This window comes from Roseburia amylophila (assembly GCF_025567465.1).
In the GTDB taxonomy this organism is placed as follows: domain Bacteria; phylum Bacillota; class Clostridia; order Lachnospirales; family Lachnospiraceae; genus Roseburia_C; species Roseburia_C amylophila.
Map to the genome: position 1 here is coordinate 68978 of NZ_JAOQKI010000002.1, position 18644 is coordinate 87621.

Genomic DNA, 18644 nt, shown 5'->3' on the forward strand with positions numbered 1-18644 from the left:
CGATGACGGCAATGTCCGTCACCGCCCTTTGCTCAAAGGTTCGCAGCTGATTTATTCAGCGTTTTCTTTCTTCTTTTTGCTGTAAACGTTGATGCCGATTACTGCGCCGCCGCTGATAAACAGCAGTGCGATCCAGAGGATCATATTGCTGTTGTCACCGGTTTTCGGGCTTTCTGCGCCGGTGTCCGGGTTGGTTTGCGTAGGATCGGTCGGTTTTGTTGTGGAGCCGGCAGCCGGAATCTCAACTGCCGCCTTCTTGTAGCCGCAAACCTTGCACTCCTCATGCCTGGAGCCCTTTAGGGTTGCGGTCGCTTCCTTATCTACCACCCACTTGAAGCTATGTACTGCAACATCGTCCTTGTCACCGCAGGAGCACTCATGCCAGTGGTTGTCGGCGTCGTACTTCCACTCGCTGCCGTAGCTGTGAGTATGCTCACCGCCGCCTGTGCCACTATTGCGCAGAATCGTCAGCGTGTAGGTTTTAGCACCGATTTCCACGACAATGTCGGTTGTGCCGCTGTCGGGGATGGCAACGGTTGCGCTGCCGCCGGTGGACAGAGCCTGTCCGTTGATGCTCACGGGCTCGCCGTTTCCAGACACCGCTGTGACTAGCGTAGATGTTGCTCCGCTATCATTTTGCAGCGTATAGGTATAGTTCGTTCCGTTGGCGGTAAAATCGCCGATCCCCACTGCCAGACCTTCAAAGGTCAGAAGGTCATTACCGGGCACTGCGACTCGCACCACTACGCGGGTGCCAAGCTGGGAGAAGGTGACGGTTTCCGTCCGGAAGGTTTCCCCGGAGATGGCACCGCCAATACTGGTCTTTTTCGTTTCCAGAACGGTCCCGGCAGCATCCAGCAGCGTGGCCACCAGCGTTGCGCTAGTCTGAGACTGCAGGGAGTTGTTGCGCAGGGTAATGGCGGCGGTGCTGTGACCGTTGCCGTCGTTCCCCTGTGTCACATCCATAGTCATCCGCTCTCCGGTGCGGGCCAGTGCGCCGGTCATATGGACGCTGGCCTCGCTGTCACTGCCGTCATACTCCGGCAGGCGCTGATTGCTTCCTGTTCCACCGATCTGACCTTCCACCCACGCCTCGGCGTACAGATAGGTACCCACATTGGGGATCTCGGTTTTGCCAATGGATGTCATATACCCGCCCAGATCATAGGTCAGGTCCAGTGTAAAGGTTCCCTGATCGATGCGGGCGAGGGCGCTGTCTTCGGAAATGGTAATTTCATTATCGCGAACCGATACGCCGTTTGTGGCGCAGTCTACCGCTGCAGATTGGGTATGCAGATCGTCCGCATAGAACGCAAGCTTCACCTCGCGGTTCTTTCCGCCGGCCAGCGTGGCGGCAGAGGAATTATATAGGGTCATGCGCACCGTGCGTTTGCCGGCACTCTCCGCAATCACTTCCATTTGCGAGATGCCAATGTCTGGATAATCCAGATACACTGTGCCGTTTTCGTTGATGCCGCCGGCGGCGGTGATGGTATAGCTCGGGTCGGTCACGCGATCCTTCACATGGTGCCAGACGGTAAGGGTGGTGCTTTCATTGGGCAGCAGTGTTTCCGTAAGGGTGACGGTTTCCCCGCTGTCAAGGCTGACCGTTAAGCTTGTCACATCGTTCAGCCCGGTGTTGCGGATGGTAAAGCGAATGGGTGTCAGGCTGTTCAATGCCAGCGTTGCATAATCCACACCGATCTGTTCCACAGCCACCGCATCGGTGATAAAATTAGAGGTAGCAGTATAGAGGATCGTTTCCTCCCCCGGAACGGTCACGCCGCCGATTACCTCTGGGTTTTTATCGTCATACCGGGTTGCCTGAATGGCAGCCTGCACCTGATTGGTGCCGCTGACATAGGCATCAAAATGGTCAGCCAGCGTGCGATCCGGCAGCTCTGCCAGTTCCAATGGTGCAGACAGAGTGTAGGTATTTGTGGCATAGCGCAGCTTGGCCGCCTTCAAAATGCCGTGATCTACCGCGCCGTTGGCATCATTGACAGTCTCATTCCAGACGATGGTAAGATCATTGAGGCTGCGATGATCCCCACTGAGGGAAGCGAAGCGGAAGTCTCCGCCCACGACGGCGTTGCCGCTGCTGGTCAGGGCAGACAGAGAGCCGGGGAAACTGTTGGACATGGTGCCGCTGCCGTCCACAGCCAACAGCTGGATATCGCTGCTGCCGTCTCGGACACTATGCCAACCGATGACAAATCGGTCATCCCCGCTGCCGAAGTTGGCTGCAACGACCTGGGGGTTTTCGTCAAGATTGCTGTCACAGGTCGCCAGCATGGCTGTACCGGGAGTTCCGTCAGCAGCCACGGTACAATAGGCGATCTCGTAGGCGGAGGTATCTCCGGTTCCGCTGCGGTCCAGCGAGTAAACCGCCATAGCGGTTCCGTCGGGCAGCATGGCCGCCTGCAACGCCTTCACGCTGCCAGTAGCACCGTTATAAAGCATTTTGGACTCGCTCCAGGTGCCGTTACTGCTGTCATAGCAACGGTACATGATACAATCTCTGGTCGTGAAGTTCAGCAGGTTGTTGCTGTCCTGCGTACCGGGATCGGGGGTGTAGACGCTGCGCCAGAACACGATGGCCTTGCCGTCGCCGCCCACTGCCGTGGCTGGGGCCAGATCCGGCATGCCGTCGTTGGTTAGGCGGGTGGAAGTCCAGGTTGTGCCGTCATAGACGGACACTACGATTTCCGTGCTGTTCATCAGCAGGTTTTGCTCTTCCAATGTCACGGAATCACCGGCATTTTTACCCGGCAGGTCGGTGCCCATGCGAACCCAAGCCGCCGCCGCGAAGCTGCCAGTGCCAGACAAAGAAACGCTCGTGTCACCGTAGCCGGGGAACTCTGTGGAAGCGTCAATTTCACTGGAGAGAGTATAGACGCCGCCATTGAGGGTGGAGAAATGCGCCCGGCTGTCGTAAATACTGCTGCTGTTGCCGTCGTTGATGTAGGCCAATACCTTCCCGTCATCGCTGAGCTGTGGATAGGATGTGGGGTTGGCATTGGTCTGGATGTTTTCCAGCCCACTGGTGGAGTTCAGAGAGAACAGCATCATCCGCTGCTGGGGCTGGCCCCAAGTACGGGCATATTGCTCCAGATAGTCCCGGCTTTGGAGCGTTGCACTGCCAGAAGCCACCTGCATTCCGCTCTGGGCCGCCGCCATCCGCAGCGAGGCAAGGCTCAGCCCACTGGTGGCGTTATTCCAGTAGTTGTCGATTGTTTTCCAGTCATTAAAAGTCCTGGTAGCTCCAAGGGTTCCGGAGGCGATCACCGCCTCGTAGGAGATAAACAGGAAGTTGGCCACAAATTTGATTCCCACTTCGCTTTGGATCCCCAGGGCCTGACCGTTGATCTGGCGCTTTGTCTCGTCGGCAAGATAGGCGCGGGAAAGGAACTTATTCTGACTATCCACATCCAAATTGCCGAATAGGCCGATCTTCAGCGCCACGACCGAATAGTCAAATCCAATGCCGCCAAACGCGTGGACATAGGCGTTGATACGCAGCGTGGTCAAAAAGTCATTCACTGCCGTGGCCGTTGGATCGCTCCAGGCAAGCTCTGTACCCTCGCCCTGCCGGCCGTAGCGCACTGCGGTACGGAAATCCAGCTGAATGGCACCACCCAGCTCAAAGGTTGCTGTCAACGGTACGGGGCCAGCCATGGCGTTCACGCTGAAGGTGAAGCCCACGCCAACGCCGGCGGTAAAGCCGCCGCCTACGGTGAAAACCTCCCACTCCTTTTTTTCGGCGTTATAGCGGATTTCCGCTTCGTAAAAGCCCTCCAACTGCAAGTTGAGATCCGTGTTGGTGACCTTGCCGGCCATGGAGTTGGCTTTGTACTCCCCCTCGGGATTATAGGTGCCTTTGGCCATCTGACTCAGATCCCCGGTCCCGGGCACGCCCACTTCCAGGTTCTGTGTCAGCACATTCGCACCCAAGGCCACGCCGTCCTCGGAATAGTCCATGTCCTCCATCTCCAGCGTATTGTACCCGGCCCAAATCATGGCACGGAACACGGAGGGATCTTCGCTAGGGGTGATAATCATTTTGAACACGGATGTGTCCACCGGACCGCTCAGATCATCCAGCCGTCCGGTCAGCACCTTGAGAATGTTACTATCGCCCACTCCGCCAAAGTCAACGTCATTCACTCCACTGGAGTCCTTCATCGTCAGCAGAATACCGGTGACGCGCTCATCCTCTGTCACCTTGGGCACTCGGGTCAGATCAACGACCCGGAAGGGCATTATTTTCTCTTGCAGCAGGCTGCCGTTCAGGCTCAGCTGCGTTTTCATACCTACATCCTTGCCGTCGGCGATCCATCCAGAGGTGGTCATGGTGGCCTCGGTGAGGGTCAGATCGTTTTCCGCTACAGGGATGGATGAGAAGGGATACTGCGTGGTACTGCTGCTCTGGGCGGCAGGAAGAACGCCGTATTCGTCCGCCAGCTTGAGACTGTAATTCTTCGCGTTGGCAATCTTCTCGCCCCAGAGGAACATGGTGGTGTGCAGGGTTGCTGTTTTAAAGCTGCTGTTAGGGCCAATCTTCCCAGTCGAGTTGCGGACATCCACCTTCTGACCGTTGGCAAGACCGTAATCAACGCTTTGCGCCACAATGAAGGGTTTGTTTTCCTCCCCTTCCGGCACGCACTCCAGAGAGACAACGCCCTCTGCGGTGCGCATTACATCATCCACGCCCAGCTTGCCGTTGACGGTCAGCAGCAGCGGATAGTACTTGTCGCCGTCAATTGCGCTGATCTCCAGAATGTACTCCAGCTGATCCAGAGCGGAAAGCACCGTGGTGTTGCACTCGCCCTTTTCGGCCGACCAGAACTGGGTGGAATCCAGATAGACGGTTATATTTCCCTCCGCATCCGTGGTATAGGTGTCGCCGGTGATGCCGCTGACAAGTGCTCCTGCCCCGGAGCCCAGCAGAGCTGTCTCGCAGTAGCCTCCGTTTTTATAAACGCCACCGCGAACGGTCACCGTCTTGTTCGCCAGCGGATCGCCGCCCGGCGTGATGAGCGTCACAGATGCCCGGGCGACTCGCCGAAGGCTGAAGGTATTCAAGGGATAAAGCTGCAGTTTTGTGGCATCCTGCTCGCCGGAACGCAGATTTTCTTTATAGATGGTGCCCAGATAAATATCCGCGCCGGAGCCGGACTGCAGAGACACCTCACTGGCGATTCCGTTGGGTTCGTAAAGCGCCAGCACGCCTTCACTGTTGGTCGTGACCGTTTTGGACACACCTTTGCCATCGGTGTATTGCAGCGTAGTTTCCGCTGCAGGCGTCAGCTGGAAGAGATAGAACTTATTTTGCAGCGTTTTCGCTGTCACCTGTACATCGGCACGCATGCCCGTGGCGGCATGGGTAGCCGTGACGGTTGCGGTACCGTTGGCCAAGCCGGACAGCGCCATTTTGGTTTCGGGAAGGTAGGAATCAAAGGAGAAGTTTCTGATGTCCTCATACAGTCCGCCCTGCTTGTAGTTGACGGAAATGGCATTGTTGTTGCTGGAGAGCCACCGGATGCCGTCTTTAAAGGAGTTCCATCCGTACTCGTCATAGTTGATGCCTATGTACTCGATCAGCCCCAACTCCTGGCGCAGCTGCAAAATTTCAGCTGTATCAGTGGGCAGGCTGCCGCTGACCTTGGAGGTATTGTCCATGGTCAGCTTAGAAATCGTGTCTCCTTTGTCGTCCTGCACCTTCAGTGCGTCGGCATCGTAGACATACAGGGGGAAGGAGTCTGTGCTGGGAGATTCCTCACCAGGGTTCTCCACGCTTAAAACCACTTGATAGGTGTCCTTTAGATTGCCGTCCTTCACACTCTGCAATGACAGGGAGAAGCTTCCGGAGGTACCGGATAGGCTCTCTCTGGCCACCTCTTGGGTGGTGTTGTCCTCTGTGACCCGGGTAATGGTCAGCGTGGGCTGTTGAGAGGCCCCGTCAGTGGCGTTTTCCACCGACCAGTCGATATTGACGGCGCTGTCGGTATCCGTGAGGTAAATGCTCTGGGGCGGTGTCAGCTTGGCTGTGGCAGGTGGTGCCTGCACGATGATCCAGGCAAGTGCCGACAGGCGGACGTTCTCACCCTCGGCGTTGGGGTGCGGCATGGAGACCAATACCGTGTAGGCAGGGGTATCGCCGTTGGAGAGCCTGGAGAGCACATTCTCCTCGATCCGCACGCTGTTTTTATCCTTGCCGGCGGTATAAGTCGCAACGGGATTGAGGCCGCTCAGCGCCGCCTCATTCGCGTAGTTGCCCTCATACAGGTCAATCCTGTAATTGAACTCTTTGTCCGGTGCCATCAGCGCGGCGTTGGAGCTCCACAGCACGGTGGCGGGCTGATTTACCCGCGTCACGATGGACGATCCGCCGGGAATCACCAGTGCTAAGGAATCGCCTGCCGTCACGGTATAGGGCTCTGACTCGCCCGTCACATCATCGGTAGCGTCCTCAGTCCCGTTGTCCGCCGTAAAGGTAAAGGTGACGGCTCCCACCTTGGTTCCTGTGGTGGCAACAACGCCGGTATCCTCGTTGATGGTGGCAATGAGCGTGTCACTGCTGCTCCATTTGCCGGTGGTGTAGCTTGCCTGCTCACCGCCTTCCCCAAAAACCTCGGCCCTAAGCGTGGGGCGGGTGGTTTCGCCGAGGGAAATCGTATAGTCGGCGTCATTCGCTTCCGGGACGATGGTCACCGTGTGCGCGGAAACTTTCTTTGGCACCGTGAACTGCCGGGTCAGGGGAAGAACATTCACCCAGTCAGGAGCGTCTTTCGTGCCCTCGTTGGCCTGCAGCGTCACCGTATAGGTGCGGGTGTTAGCCGCGGGTGCGATTGCGTAGTCGCTAATGGTGAAGGCTTCCTTCTCTGTGTCCAGATAGACCTGCAGATGGATTGGTTCAACCGCGGAGTCGTACCTCAGCTCGAGGCGGAAAGGGGCTTCCTTCGGCTCTGTTCCTTCCGGGGTGTGATAATTGCTGTATGCGGTCTCGTAGTCCTGCGCCATGTTGGCCTGCATCGTGAACGATGCCTTGCCGTTGGCGTAGGTGGCCGTCAGTTCGGTGGAAGCGTTGCGCATCAAGACGCTCTTCAGCGTAACGTCGATAATCGAATCGCCTTGATAGAGTGTGGTATCCAGCATATGGCCGAAAACATCTTCCACACCGGTCATACCATTGACGGTGACCGTGGTGGCATCCGCATCCTGCACCGGGTACCAGAGCATTGCCGTGACACCGTAGTTGTTCATGGAAAGAGCAGCGGCGGTATACTCTTTGCCATTGATGGTCACGCTGGCGTTTCTAAGATCCACGAACTCGTTAAAGGTAACTGTGATGGGCACATGCTGTCCGCTGGCATAGGTTCCCGCCGGGGCCGTGACGCTTTGAATGATGGGGGCGTCCGTGTCCAACAGCCTGGCGGTGACGCTGCTGGTATTGACGGTGGCGGAGGCATATGGTTGGTCGTCAATTACACTCTTCATATACAGTCGGAAGGGCAGCCAGTACTTCTGATCCCCTCTGTTTTGCGTGGTAGACTGCAGGGAGATTTTGACCGTACTGCCCTTTTGAATCGTACAGTTCCCCGGTTTCTTTCTGTCGCCGCTGGTGGGCGTCAGATCTGCTTCATCGAACTTGTACTCCATCAGATAGAACGGGGCATGGGGTTGTGTGGCACTATCATAGCCATACGGCGCAGGGCCGGTATAGGTCTCTTTGCCGGGGTTCCAGTCAAACTTGATGCTGGCGTCGATTTGGTATGGCTGATAAAATTTGGATGAGCCGCCGGGAAGCACCGAGTTGCGGGCGCCCTCCAGAATTCCGATGGTATCGCTTAGTGCAACGAAATCCGGATTTTTGGCACCCTCGCCGGCATTGTATTCATCCGCCAGCAAAGGAATATACATATCCCCCTGTATTGTGCCTTCACTTTTGTATGTTTTCTCATAGTCCGGCGCGGTCATTGATGTTTTTATTGCGGGGGCGTCAACCGTCTTTTTTAGCTTGAGCTGACAGTGGTCGGCATAAGCGGCGCCGTCATAGAACACCAGATTTTCCGCATCGTAAAATTCGATCATCCCCAGCAGGTCGCCATAGGAATAAGAATCCTTGAGCCAGTCTGGGTTCCCTCCATTGGTTTGAACCTTGACAGTGATTTTACAACCACCTAAACTGTAAGTTTCGCCTACGTCATAGGTCAGCTTGTAGGACCCGTCGCTTTGCTCGACGACCTTACTCGTCTCGCCTATCGAGACCTCCACATCGGTGATATACTTGCTGAGCTGGCCTCCTTGAATGCGGTAGGAAAAGCCGGCCGGTTTTCCGCGGTATACAGTAAAAGTCCCGGATTTCCATTCGTTGTTTGCTTGTCTCTCCAGTGTTTGGCTCATCATGCCGCTCATATCCACCGTCTCAACGCCCTCAGGCTTTGTGGCAGAGGCGGAATACTGCAAACTGATACCCTGCAGCTCCAGCTGCTCCATCAGGCTGTTGAGATTCTCCAGTGCTTCCCCAGTAAACTCCCTGCCGGAGAAATAGGTGTCCTTGATCCGCTGCAGCTCCTGTTCGATTTGGATCATGGTCTTCAAATCGCCCAGCGCCACCGGAGTCCCATCCACGTCGGCTATACGGGTGAGATCCGTGGCGGGATTTTCCAGCAGTTCCATGACGGCCGCCAGTGTCAACACCTGGCCGTCCAGCGTGATGGTTTGATCCACCTTGAAATTGCCGTCTTCATCCAGCAGCCCCAAAGCGTTCAGCATGGAAAGCACCTGGTCGCTGCTACCGCCAGTCAGGTCGGCGAGCTGCTCCAAAATCGCCTGATTTTCCTCAGGTGTGTTGCCCAGCGAATCGCTCACCGATGCAAACGCAGTTGTCGGCAGCATGGTCAGCACCATGCAGCATAGAAGCAAGATACTGAGTATTCGTTTTTTCATTGGCTTTTCTCCTCCTTTTCGTGTCGGGCGGGCTTATCCTCTCCGCCTTTTCTACAGTTTTCTCTGTTTCTGAGCCGAAAGCACAGCGCAGTGATCGCTGCCGCCGCAGCAAAGGAGACGACGCCCACCAGCACATAGCCGCCTGCGTCCTCCCGCAGAAGCATCGCGCCGAAGCTGCCCCATGCGGCGGTCTGTCCCTGCACTGCAAATGCGTCTGCCGCCTGCATCAGCACCGCGAACAGCAGCATACACGCGGCGCTCAGTCCATATATGCCGCGTTGCTGCCTTCGGCGGTTGTTTTCCCGCACCCGCTGCTTGACGAGTGCGACCCGTCTTGCGGTATCGTACATTTCGTTTGAACCCCCCTTCCGGTTTGTCTGAAACTGTGATAAAAACCCTTTCACTTATATAGGTACAAAAAAACGAAAAAACTCTCACCCAAAACGCATAATTTTTCACAAAAATTTGAGAGCTGCCAAAAAGCAGCTCTCAAAGAGTGGATATTCGGTTATTACTTCCGTGATAATCGGAAAACGGATAGCCTTCCTGCCGCCACCAGCAGCACCGGCAGGGCGTAGGCGATGTACTGCGCCGCGCCGCCGTAGGCGATGAGCAGATTGTAGATGGCATGGAGGGTGATGGCTGCGCCCAGCAGCCCACAGGTGCCTGCAACCTTCAGCCACGTCCGCCGCCACATGTAGGCAAGCCCGCCGCCCACGATCAAGCCGCAGAGGACGTGCATCGCGCCCGTGCCGAAGCCCCGGAAGAAGATGAAGGAGAAGCGGTCCGCGCCGTTCTGGATGAGATAGCACACATTTTCAAAGGTGGCGAAAGTGAGGGCAACCGTGATGGCGGCAGCCTTGATTTTATCCCCCTCCGGCTCAAACACCAGCAGATAGAACATCAGCGGCAGCAGCTTCATCATTTCCTCCACCACCGGCGCGATCTCCGCCGTGGCGGCAAGGGCGTCCGCCTGACACACCGCCGCGAGGAAGGTGTTGATATAGGCCGAGAGCAGGCACACCCCCATTCCGGCAATGCAGAACAGGAAGAAGCGGAGCTGCCGCCTGCCCATGCACAGAGCGGCCACCAGCAGGGGAGATACCATGCAGATGAAGATGTTTTCGATGTAGGTCATGCTTCCACCGCCTCTCTCGTGGCAGGCAGCAGCCCCAGAATCGCAAGCGTCAGCAGCATATCGCACCAGAAGGTTGGACTTGCCGGAGAGGTATCCGGCCAGAAGCAGCCCGCCGTCCACAGCAGGTATTCTGCGTACACAAAGCACAGCACGCCGATGTGAAACCACCGCATATTCCGCGCTGTGCCCGTCTGCGTTTTCGCATAGGCAAGCCCTCGAATGGCGCAGAAGGAGAGCCATATCATCATGCCGCACCAGATCAGGTTGGAGAAAATGTCCCCGAAAGTGCAGTAGAACGCCAGCAGCGGCACGCCGAACACAGGCGCAAGCCATGCCCTGCGGCAGTGGAAACTGCGCTCATTTGTTCCGGTCAGCGTGGCCTGCAAAATGCGTAGGAAAATTACGCTGGCCACCCAGCCGAACTCCGACACATAAAAGACCCGCGGCGTGGTATCGAACAGCAGCAGATACAGCGTCCAGTAGAGCGCACCGAGGGCAAAGCAGCCGTAGAAGCACAGCAGCAGGAAGTACGCCTGCCGCCCACTTTTTCGGCAAGAGATACCCGAAAGTAGCGCACCGACGAATGTGGTCAGTAATTGCAGCAGGTTCTCAATCAGCTCCATGAATTCCCTCGCTTTCTTTGTCCTGCCCGTCCTCACGGTTCATCTGCCGCAGCCGGAAGCACAAAACGGTCACGCACACGCCCAGTAAAAACGCCAGAAGCCCGATGACAATATATCCCAAAGCTACGCCGCTGTGAAAGATGCTTGCCGCAGTTTCAAAGCCGCAATAATCGCCTGTCTGGATGCTTGCGGCAATGCCGGGCATGGCGAGGGACGCGCCTATGAGCAGCACAAGGCACGCCGCCACAGCGGAAGCCATGGTGATCGTATTGCGCCGCAGCCGTTTCTCCTGTTCAATTTTAGCAATGCGCCGCTTGGTCTCCGTGACCCGTTCCTCATGACTCCGCATTTGTGATTCCCTCCCGTTCTAAGAGCCTTCGTAGGCTCTCTTTTCCGCGATACACCATGTTGGTGATCTGTTTTACCGTTTTTCCCGTGACCTCCGCCGCCTGTGCGTAGCTCATATCCTCAAAATAGGTGAGATACAGGACTTCCCGATAGTCCGGGTTCATTTCGCTCATGCAGAAATGCAGAATGCGGTTTCGCTCCTCCGTCCGGATGATCTCCTCCGTCAGCAGCCGTCCGTCCGGCTCGTTGGTCAGCGCATCAAGGCTAAACAGTGGCTTTCGTTTGCTCTTGTGGCGCAGCGCCATGTGCCGCGCCGCCTTATAGAGATACGCCTTGAGGCCGCCGTCCCGGATGCGGGGCTTTTTCGTGAACAGATAGGCGAAAACGTCCAGCATCAGCTCTTCGGACTCGTGAACGTCGTGCAGATAGCCGTCGATATACAGGGTCAGGGGGTCGCCGTATTTTTTCATCAGGGCATTGAGTCCTTCGTCGTCGCCGCTCAGATATTGGCGGTATAAAGCCTCGTCGCAGGTCATAGCGTTCACTTCCTTTTTGCGGATGCTTCCAATTCCAATGCGGAGAGGATCCGCATGGATAATACTCAATACAATACATTATATACGAATATCCGAATAAAAAGCAAGCCCACACGGATGACACACCAAACGAGCAATCCAGAAACTCATTCTCTTCCGGCTCCATTTGCTCCTGTTTTCCAGCTTCTATCGGCTGTTCACTGCTCTGTGCCGGTAACCAAAATAAAAAAAGTCCATGCATCTGTATCTCTACAAACACATGGACGAATTCACTGCCACTCTTGATATTTGGCGTATCCTTCCTACGAATTACTACACACTTTTTTCTTTTACCTAATTTCTTATGCTACCATACTTCCCTGAAAACCTCAATGCGTTTTTCTTAATGTCGCCGGTCTATACCGGCATTATTATAATAAGCTGCTTTTTCCTGATACATTCTGCGTTCAGCTTCCATCAGCAAGAGGTCAAATCCACGCTCCCAGCTTTCCTGCCATACTGATCCGACTGCCATTACTACATCTTTTTTCTTCATGCCAGCCTTCATACGTTCTATCCGCTGCTTCAGTTCCTCTTCTCCGATACCTGCACACAGTGCCAGAAGTTCATCCCCTCCAATACGGAACAGTCCATAGTCTGAAAATTCCTCACGGAGTAATTCGCCGGCACGCAGAATGAGCTGGTCACCTGCCTGATGACCTAAAGTATCATTTACCCTTTTCAGTCCTGTAATATCGCAATACACCACACCAAAGCCTGAAGTCCCTGATGCATCTGTAACATACTGTTCCATGGCAAACCGGTTTCCAAGTTTCGTAAGCTGGTCACTATAGCTCATCCGTTCCAATTCCCGCACCAGATTACGCCTTCTGATGCTGGAGACAATAAAATATCCCATAATCTGAAGCATATTAGAAGTATAATCCAACATTTTTTCGGGAGGATTATCAACTCCATAAAAACCGATGATTTTCTGCCCTTCATACAGTGGAACTACTACCAGCGTTGAAATATTCTGTTGTTTCAGATTCTCATACTGCAGTGGATCACTCTCACGTATATTTTCCAGATTACCAATGATAATATTTTTGCCTTCCCTAAAATTGCGGTACCAGTTCTCGCATACTTCAGCCGGAACATTCTGCAAATTATCTTTCTCAGGCCTGATACCATTCGCTACCCATTCATAGGTGTTATCGTCATTTCCCAATAAGTTTTTTTCAAAAATATAGGTACGTTCTCCATTCAATGCCTTTCCAAGATATTCCAGAATAATTTCCAGCGACTGTTCTGACGTAGGGGCATTTAACGAAATTCTTATGCCCTCATTTATAATAGCCTCCATATTTTCATAGTTTTGAATCAGACTTCCCTGTTTTTCTTCGTTGCTGACATCCAGTGCAATTTCTACCCGGTAACGTCGACCATCCTGTTCCAGCATAGTATCCTTCAACAACAGATGTTTGCCAAGAACCGGATTATAATACTTCCATTCTTTAAACTCACCTTCTACCAGTTCCTGATTATTGCACATACTACAAGGGGCGGCATTATGCTGCATCACCTCATAACATTTCTTTCCTTTTATTTCCTCCTGGGTCTGAAATCCAAAGTTTTCCCGTGTTTTCCGGTTCATATACACAAGCTCATAGGTATCAACATCTGAGACATATACAAGTTCATTAAGATTTTCAAAGAAATTCCAAATCTTTTCCACTGTTTCTATCCTTTCCGTCAATTACATTACTTACATTTTATCCCTGGACATCATTTTATCTCTCCGGCAGCACCAAAAACAGTCCCATTAATCAGTGACTGCACCAATCAGTTCATTGATATCTTCAACTCCATTATTTTCCATATAATCCTGTATACCATTGATAATATCAATCGTTGCGGTAGGATTAGTAAAGTTTGCAGTTCCCACAGATACTGCGGTTGCTCCTGCCAGTATCAGTTCCAATGCATCTTCAGTGCTCTGTACACCTCCCATTCCGATAATCGGAATATTCACTGCCTGGGCTGCCTGATATACCATACGCACTGCAATTGGATGCACTGCCGGTCCGGACATCCCACCAGTTCTGTTTGCTAAAGCAAATTTTCTGCGGTTTACATCAATCTTCATTCCAGTCAGTGTATTAATCAGGGAAATCACATCTGCTCCGCCTGCTTCTGCCGCTTTTGCCATCTCTGTAATATCCGTTACATTCGGGCTCAATTTCATAATAACCGGCTGTCTTGCATATTTTTTCACTTCTTTTGTAATTTCTTCTACAGAAGCTGCATTCTGTCCAAAGGCAATACCGCCTTCTTTGACATTTGGGCAGGAAATATTGATTTCCAGCATATCTACCGGCTGTTCGGCCAGTCTTTCCACAACTTCTATATAATCGGAGGCTGTTTTTCCACAAACATTTACAATAATGCGTGTGTCATAGTGGGTAAGAAATGGAATATCACGCTGTACAAATACATCAATACCAGGATTCTGTAAACCGATAGCATTTAACATTCCACCGTACACTTCTGCCACACGAGGGGTCGGATTCCCCGGCCATGGTACATTGGCAACACCTTTCGTCACTACTGCACCCAGTTTATTCAAATCTACAAATTCACTGTATTCCTGACCGGAGCCAAAGGTTCCGGATGCTGTCATAATCGGGTTCTTCAATAATACTCCTGCCAGATTTACTCTTGTATTCATTAAAGTTCCACCTCCTCAGCCCGGAAAACCGGTCCTTCTTTACATACACGTTTGTTATTGACATTGGAATGTTCGTCCTTGTCCTTAGACTGGCACACGCAGGCTAAACAGGCTCCGATTCCACAAGCCATACGTTCTTCCATGGAAATCCAGCACTCAATCTGTTTCTCTTTTGCATATTCCTTAATAGCTGCCAGCATCGGCTTTGGTCCGCAGGCATAGATAATATCTGCTGTCAGCCCATTTTCACGGATGGCATCCAATACATTTCCTTCTGTCCCGGCACTTCCGTCCTCAGTTGCCACATAGACTTCTCCTTCTTCACGAAATTCATCCATCAGGAAAAGCTCATCCCGGAAACCAAGTACCATCTGCTTTTCACAGTCCATTTCTTTTGCCAGCTCTAACATTGGCGGAATACCAATTCCACCCCCAATTAAGAACGCTTTCTTTTCTTTCTTCGGAAATCCATTTCCCAGCGGTCCTGTTATATTAAGAATTCCGCCGGTATGCATACCGGAAAACTCTTCTGTTCCCTTTCCAACTTTACGGTATACCAGACGGATGGCATTATCCTTTTTATCAATTTCACAGATACTGATTGGTCTTGGAAGCAGCCTGCTTCCTTCATTACAATATACAGATACAAACTGACCTGCTTTTGCATGCGCTGCAATCTCTTCCGTACGCAGCCACATACTGTAAATGTCATCCGCAATTTCTTCCTGGCGGATAATAATCGCCTGTTCTTTAAACTTCTCTGCCATCTTCTTCTCCTATCTTGCCTGTAAAGCTCCATCGATATCTTTTATCATTGCCTCTACTGCTGCTCTGGATGCATCTGCAAAATGTTCTGCTCCAAAAGATGCATAAGCCTCCTGCTTATATGCTGCAATGATTCCACGGGATGAATTGACAATTGCACCCAGTCCGTTTTCGTCGAAGTAATGTACTAAGTCCGCTCCTTTTCCACCCTGGGCACCGTATCCCGGAACCAGGATAAAGCTCTTTGGCATTACTTTACGAAGGACTTTTCCTATCTCCGGATAGGTTGCTCCTACTACTGCTCCCACATAGCTGTAGTTATCTCCCATGACTTCTTCGCCCCACTGTGCTACCTTTTCACCGACATATTCATACAGTGGTCTGCCATCAATTAATCTGTCCTGGAATTCTCCACTGGATGGATTGCTGGTCTTAACTAAAATGAAGATACCTTTTTTCTCTTCTTTACATACTTCCAGGAAAGGCTTGATTCCGTCTGAACCAAGATATGGATTAACGGTTGCAAAGTCTTCATCAAAAGCAGAAAGCTTCTTACTTCCCACCTGGACTTTACCAAGATGTCCCACTGCATAAGCTGCGGATGTAGAACCGATATCGCCACGTTTTACATCTCCGATTACCACAAGGTCTTTGGAGTGGCAGTAATCTACTGTCTTCTGATATGCTTTCACACCCTCTGTTCCAAACTGCTCATACATGGCAATCTGTGGTTTTACAGCAGGAATCAGATCATAAGTGGCATCTACAATTGCTTTGTTAAACTGCCAGATTGCTTCTGCTGCACCCTCTAAAGTCTCACCATGCTCCTTAAATGCTGCTGCCTTAATATGTTCCGGAACATAATCTAACATCGGATCTAAGCCGACAACGATTGGTGCATGGGTTTTCTCGATTTTTTTAATTAATTTGTTAATCATATCTTTAAGCCTTTCTTTTTCTTATTCTTCTGCTGCATCATATACAATTTTGCCGTCACAGATAGTCATCATTACTTTACCGGTTACTTTTCTGCTGTGGAATGGTGTATTCTTTGCTTTCGACCAGAACTTGTTCTTATCAATGGCATAAGTGCATTCCGGATCAAAAAGCATGACATCTGCCATTCTTCCCTCTTCCAAAGTTCCTTTCTTCAAATGAAGAATCTGTGCCGGGTTATAGCTCATCTTCTCTACCATCTGCATCGGTGTTAAGTATCCACCCAGCACGAGTTCTGTATAAGTCAGTGCTGCTGCAGTTTCCATTCCAACGATTCCGAATGGTGCCTTTACCATGCTGCTATTTTTTTCATCTGCTGTATGCGGTGCATGGTCTGTAGAAATGACTTCCATGGTTCCGTCGGAAAGTCCCTTTTTCAATGCCTCCACATCATCTTTCCGGCGGAGTGGCGGATTCATCTTATAATTAGTATCTCCCTCTACCATATCATCTGATGTCAGTGTAAAATGATGCGGACATACCTCTGCGGATACCGGAATATGCTCTAACTTGGCATATTTTACCATGATTACACTGTTCTTTGTGGAGCAGTGGCAAAGATGCAGGTGTGCACCGGTATCTTTGGATAACAGGATATTTCTTGCAATCATGATATCTTCTACGGAATTGGTAATTCCAGCCAGTCCCCACCGTTTTGCATTCTCATCCTCGTTGACCACGCCGGAGCCAACCAGATTCTTATCTTCGCAATGTGACAGTACCGGAATGTTACAGTCTCTTGCTACCAGCATGGCATCTCTTGCAAGAAGTGAATTCATGACTGATTTGCCATCTTCACTGATTGCAGGGCTTCCTGCCTCCACCATCTCTTTGATGTCAGCTAATTCCTCTCCCTGCTGTCCTTTTGTTACAGCACCAACCTGTAATACATGCACCAGTCCGACACTTTCTGCCTTATGATGTACATAACGTACCACATCAGCATTATCTACCACCGGCTTGGTATTTGGCATTGCAAGTACCGTGGTATATCCGCCTCTTGCTGCGGAACGGGTTTCTGTTTCAACATCACCCTTATGAGTAAATCCTGGATCCCGCAAATGCACATGCATATCAACGAGTCCCGGCATTACATACAGTCCTTTGGCATCGATAGTCTTCTCTGCCTTTTTCTTGATATTTTTTCCTCTTTTGGTAATGACTCCATCTTCTATGAAAAGGTCCATTACATCATCTGTTTTCGTAGCCGGATCTAAAATGCGGCCACCTTTTATTAAGATTGTCATGTGGAATACCTCCTGTTGCTCCTATTTTAGCATACAAGCAGTTCTGGGGCAATCTGCTCATGCATGTATTTTCTCAAATAGCTCCGGAGGTACATATGCTTCTATACGGATTCCCTCCGGCAGATATTCTTCTGCTATTAATTCTCCTGTTTCTCTTATCTGCTGCAGCAATCCACCCTTGTCATATGGCAGCACTGTCTCAAGATATCGTTTGTTCTCCCGTAGTATCCGGGCGAGGCAGTCTTTCAGTTCTTCTAGTCCATCACCTCTTGCTGCAGATACCCGTAAAGTAATATCTGCCCTGCCATCCCGCAATGGTTCCCGGTCTGTAATAGCATCCTGCTTATTAAACAATGTCAATATCTTTTTATCTGTAACCTCTAACTGGTGCAATGTCTCATATACAATATGCATCTGCTTGGCAGCCTGTGGATTGGATGCATCCACCACATGAATGATAAAATCTGCATACTTAGCTTCCTCTAAAGTACTACGGAAGGCATCAATCAGATGATGCGGCAGTTTTCGGATAAACCCTACCGTATCCGTAAGCAAAAGCTTCTGGCTTCCCGGAAGTTCTAACATTCTGGTAGTCGGGTCTAAGGTTGCAAAAAGTTTATCCTCTGCAAGAATTCCAGCTCCGGTCAGAGCATTTAAAAGGGTTGATTTACCGGCATTGGTATACCCTACAATCGCTGCCACCGGAACATGATTCCGCTGTCTTGCCACACGATTCACTTCCCGGTGCCGTTTCACTTCCTCTAACTCCCGTTTGAGCTGGCTGATTCTTGATGCAATCAGACGACGGTCTACCTCTAACTTTTTCTCTCCCGGACCTCTCGTTCCAATTCCTCCTCCCAGCCTTGACATACTCTTTCCTATGCCGGAAAGACGACTCATGCGGTAACGAAGCTGTGCCAGTTCCACCTGTATCTTTCCTTCACTGGTAGATGCTCTGGCAGCAAAAATATCAAGGATAATTAAGGTTCTGTCCATCACTTTTACGTTCAGGGTATCTGAAAGATTCCGAAGCTGTGCCGGGCTTAGTTCGTCATCGCAGACAATTCCTGTTGCATTGGTCCATGCAATTTCATCCAGCAGCTCTTCTACTTTTCCGCTACCAATATAAAGCCCCGGATGTATTGTCTGACGGTTCTGGATTACCCTGCCCACCGTTACTGCTCCGGCAGTCTTCACCAGCTCCTCCAATTCATCCAGGGAGTCTTCTGTATCATCGCCATCCTGGCTGCTTACGCCAACCAGGATGACTCTTTCTTCCATTTCATTGTTTTCAAAAAATTCAGGCATAAAATATCCTTTTCTTACTTT

Annotated in this window: 12 protein-coding genes; all 12 read right to left on the minus strand. The window is 51.6% G+C overall.

What is annotated here, in order from left to right:
• Nucleotides 1-51: 51 nt before the first annotated feature.
• The 12 genes from OCV43_RS01775 to hflX all read right to left on the minus strand — a co-directional run bounded on the left by OCV43_RS01775 (nucleotide 52) and on the right by hflX (nucleotide 18623).
• Nucleotides 52-8952 (minus strand): cell wall anchor protein, encoded by an 8901-nt coding sequence (locus tag OCV43_RS01775; RefSeq protein ID WP_262623260.1) that lies wholly within the window; start codon nucleotides 8950-8952, stop codon nucleotides 52-54.
• Nucleotides 8949-9302, minus strand: a complete 354-nt coding sequence (locus tag OCV43_RS01780; protein ID WP_022242566.1) for a hypothetical protein — start codon at nucleotides 9300-9302, stop codon at nucleotides 8949-8951. Before OCV43_RS01780 ends, OCV43_RS01775 begins: the two co-directional genes overlap by 4 nt.
• Nucleotides 9303-9463: 161 nt before the next feature.
• Entirely contained in the window at nucleotides 9464-10090 is a 627-nt protein-coding gene (locus OCV43_RS01785; RefSeq protein ID WP_227710226.1) for a PrsW family glutamic-type intramembrane protease, read from the minus strand.
• Nucleotides 10087-10713, minus strand: coding sequence for a hypothetical protein (locus OCV43_RS01790; protein ID WP_022244405.1), 627 nt, complete (start codon nucleotides 10711-10713; stop codon nucleotides 10087-10089). Before OCV43_RS01790 ends, OCV43_RS01785 begins: the two co-directional genes overlap by 4 nt.
• Nucleotides 10700-11062 carry a DUF4179 domain-containing protein gene (locus OCV43_RS01795; protein WP_022244406.1) on the minus strand — a complete coding sequence of 121 codons (363 nt, stop codon included), beginning with the start codon at nucleotides 11060-11062 and terminating at the stop codon, nucleotides 10700-10702. The genes OCV43_RS01790 and OCV43_RS01795 overlap by 14 nt, the downstream gene beginning before the upstream one ends.
• Complete coding sequence (locus tag OCV43_RS01800) at nucleotides 11049-11597, minus strand: RNA polymerase sigma factor (RefSeq protein ID WP_022244407.1); 549 nt, start codon at nucleotides 11595-11597, stop codon at nucleotides 11049-11051. The genes OCV43_RS01795 and OCV43_RS01800 overlap by 14 nt, the downstream gene beginning before the upstream one ends.
• 382 nt (nucleotides 11598-11979) lie before the next feature.
• Complete coding sequence (locus tag OCV43_RS01805; protein ID WP_262623261.1) at nucleotides 11980-13314, minus strand: sensor domain-containing diguanylate cyclase; 1335 nt, start codon at nucleotides 13312-13314, stop codon at nucleotides 11980-11982.
• Between the two features lie 87 nt (nucleotides 13315-13401).
• Nucleotides 13402-14307, minus strand: a complete 906-nt coding sequence (locus tag OCV43_RS01810; RefSeq protein ID WP_022244409.1) for a dihydroorotate dehydrogenase — start codon at nucleotides 14305-14307, stop codon at nucleotides 13402-13404.
• On the minus strand, nucleotides 14307-15074 hold the full coding sequence (locus tag OCV43_RS01815; protein WP_262623262.1) for a dihydroorotate dehydrogenase electron transfer subunit: 768 nt from the start codon (nucleotides 15072-15074) through the stop codon (nucleotides 14307-14309). The genes OCV43_RS01810 and OCV43_RS01815 overlap by 1 nt, the downstream gene beginning before the upstream one ends.
• Nucleotides 15075-15083: 9 nt before the next feature.
• On the minus strand, nucleotides 15084-16010 hold the full coding sequence (gene pyrF / locus OCV43_RS01820; RefSeq protein ID WP_118664908.1) for an orotidine-5'-phosphate decarboxylase: 927 nt from the start codon (nucleotides 16008-16010) through the stop codon (nucleotides 15084-15086).
• A 21-nt stretch (nucleotides 16011-16031) separates the two neighbouring features.
• Nucleotides 16032-17315 (minus strand): dihydroorotase, encoded by a 1284-nt coding sequence (locus OCV43_RS01825; RefSeq protein ID WP_227701058.1) that lies wholly within the window; start codon nucleotides 17313-17315, stop codon nucleotides 16032-16034.
• 57 nt (nucleotides 17316-17372) lie between these two features.
• Nucleotides 17373-18623 carry a GTPase HflX gene (hflX, locus tag OCV43_RS01830; protein ID WP_262623263.1) on the minus strand — a complete coding sequence of 417 codons (1251 nt, stop codon included), beginning with the start codon at nucleotides 18621-18623 and terminating at the stop codon, nucleotides 17373-17375.
• Between the last annotated feature and the right edge of the window lie 21 nt (nucleotides 18624-18644).

What these genes read in the sequence shown, in the direction of transcription:
- OCV43_RS01775 (WP_262623260.1), bottom strand. Translation starts at nt 8,952, where the DNA reads ATGAAAAAACGAATACTCAGTATCTTGCTTCTATGCTGCATGGTGCTG.
- hflX (WP_262623263.1), bottom strand. Translation starts at nt 18,623, where the DNA reads ATGCCTGAATTTTTTGAAAACAATGAAATGGAAGAAAGAGTCATCCTG.
- OCV43_RS01785 (WP_227710226.1), bottom strand. Translation starts at nt 10,090, where the DNA reads ATGACCTACATCGAAAACATCTTCATCTGCATGGTATCTCCCCTGCTG.
- OCV43_RS01815 (WP_262623262.1), bottom strand. Translation starts at nt 15,074, where the DNA reads ATGGCAGAGAAGTTTAAAGAACAGGCGATTATTATCCGCCAGGAAGAA.
- pyrF (WP_118664908.1), bottom strand. Translation starts at nt 16,010, where the DNA reads ATGATTAACAAATTAATTAAAAAAATCGAGAAAACCCATGCACCAATC.
- OCV43_RS01825 (WP_227701058.1), bottom strand. Translation starts at nt 17,315, where the DNA reads ATGACAATCTTAATAAAAGGTGGCCGCATTTTAGATCCGGCTACGAAA.
- OCV43_RS01780 (WP_022242566.1), bottom strand. Translation starts at nt 9,302, where the DNA reads ATGTACGATACCGCAAGACGGGTCGCACTCGTCAAGCAGCGGGTGCGG.
- OCV43_RS01800 (WP_022244407.1), bottom strand. Translation starts at nt 11,597, where the DNA reads ATGACCTGCGACGAGGCTTTATACCGCCAATATCTGAGCGGCGACGAC.
- OCV43_RS01810 (WP_022244409.1), bottom strand. Translation starts at nt 14,307, where the DNA reads ATGAATACAAGAGTAAATCTGGCAGGAGTATTATTGAAGAACCCGATT.
- OCV43_RS01790 (WP_022244405.1), bottom strand. Translation starts at nt 10,713, where the DNA reads ATGGAGCTGATTGAGAACCTGCTGCAATTACTGACCACATTCGTCGGT.
- OCV43_RS01795 (WP_022244406.1), bottom strand. Translation starts at nt 11,062, where the DNA reads ATGCGGAGTCATGAGGAACGGGTCACGGAGACCAAGCGGCGCATTGCT.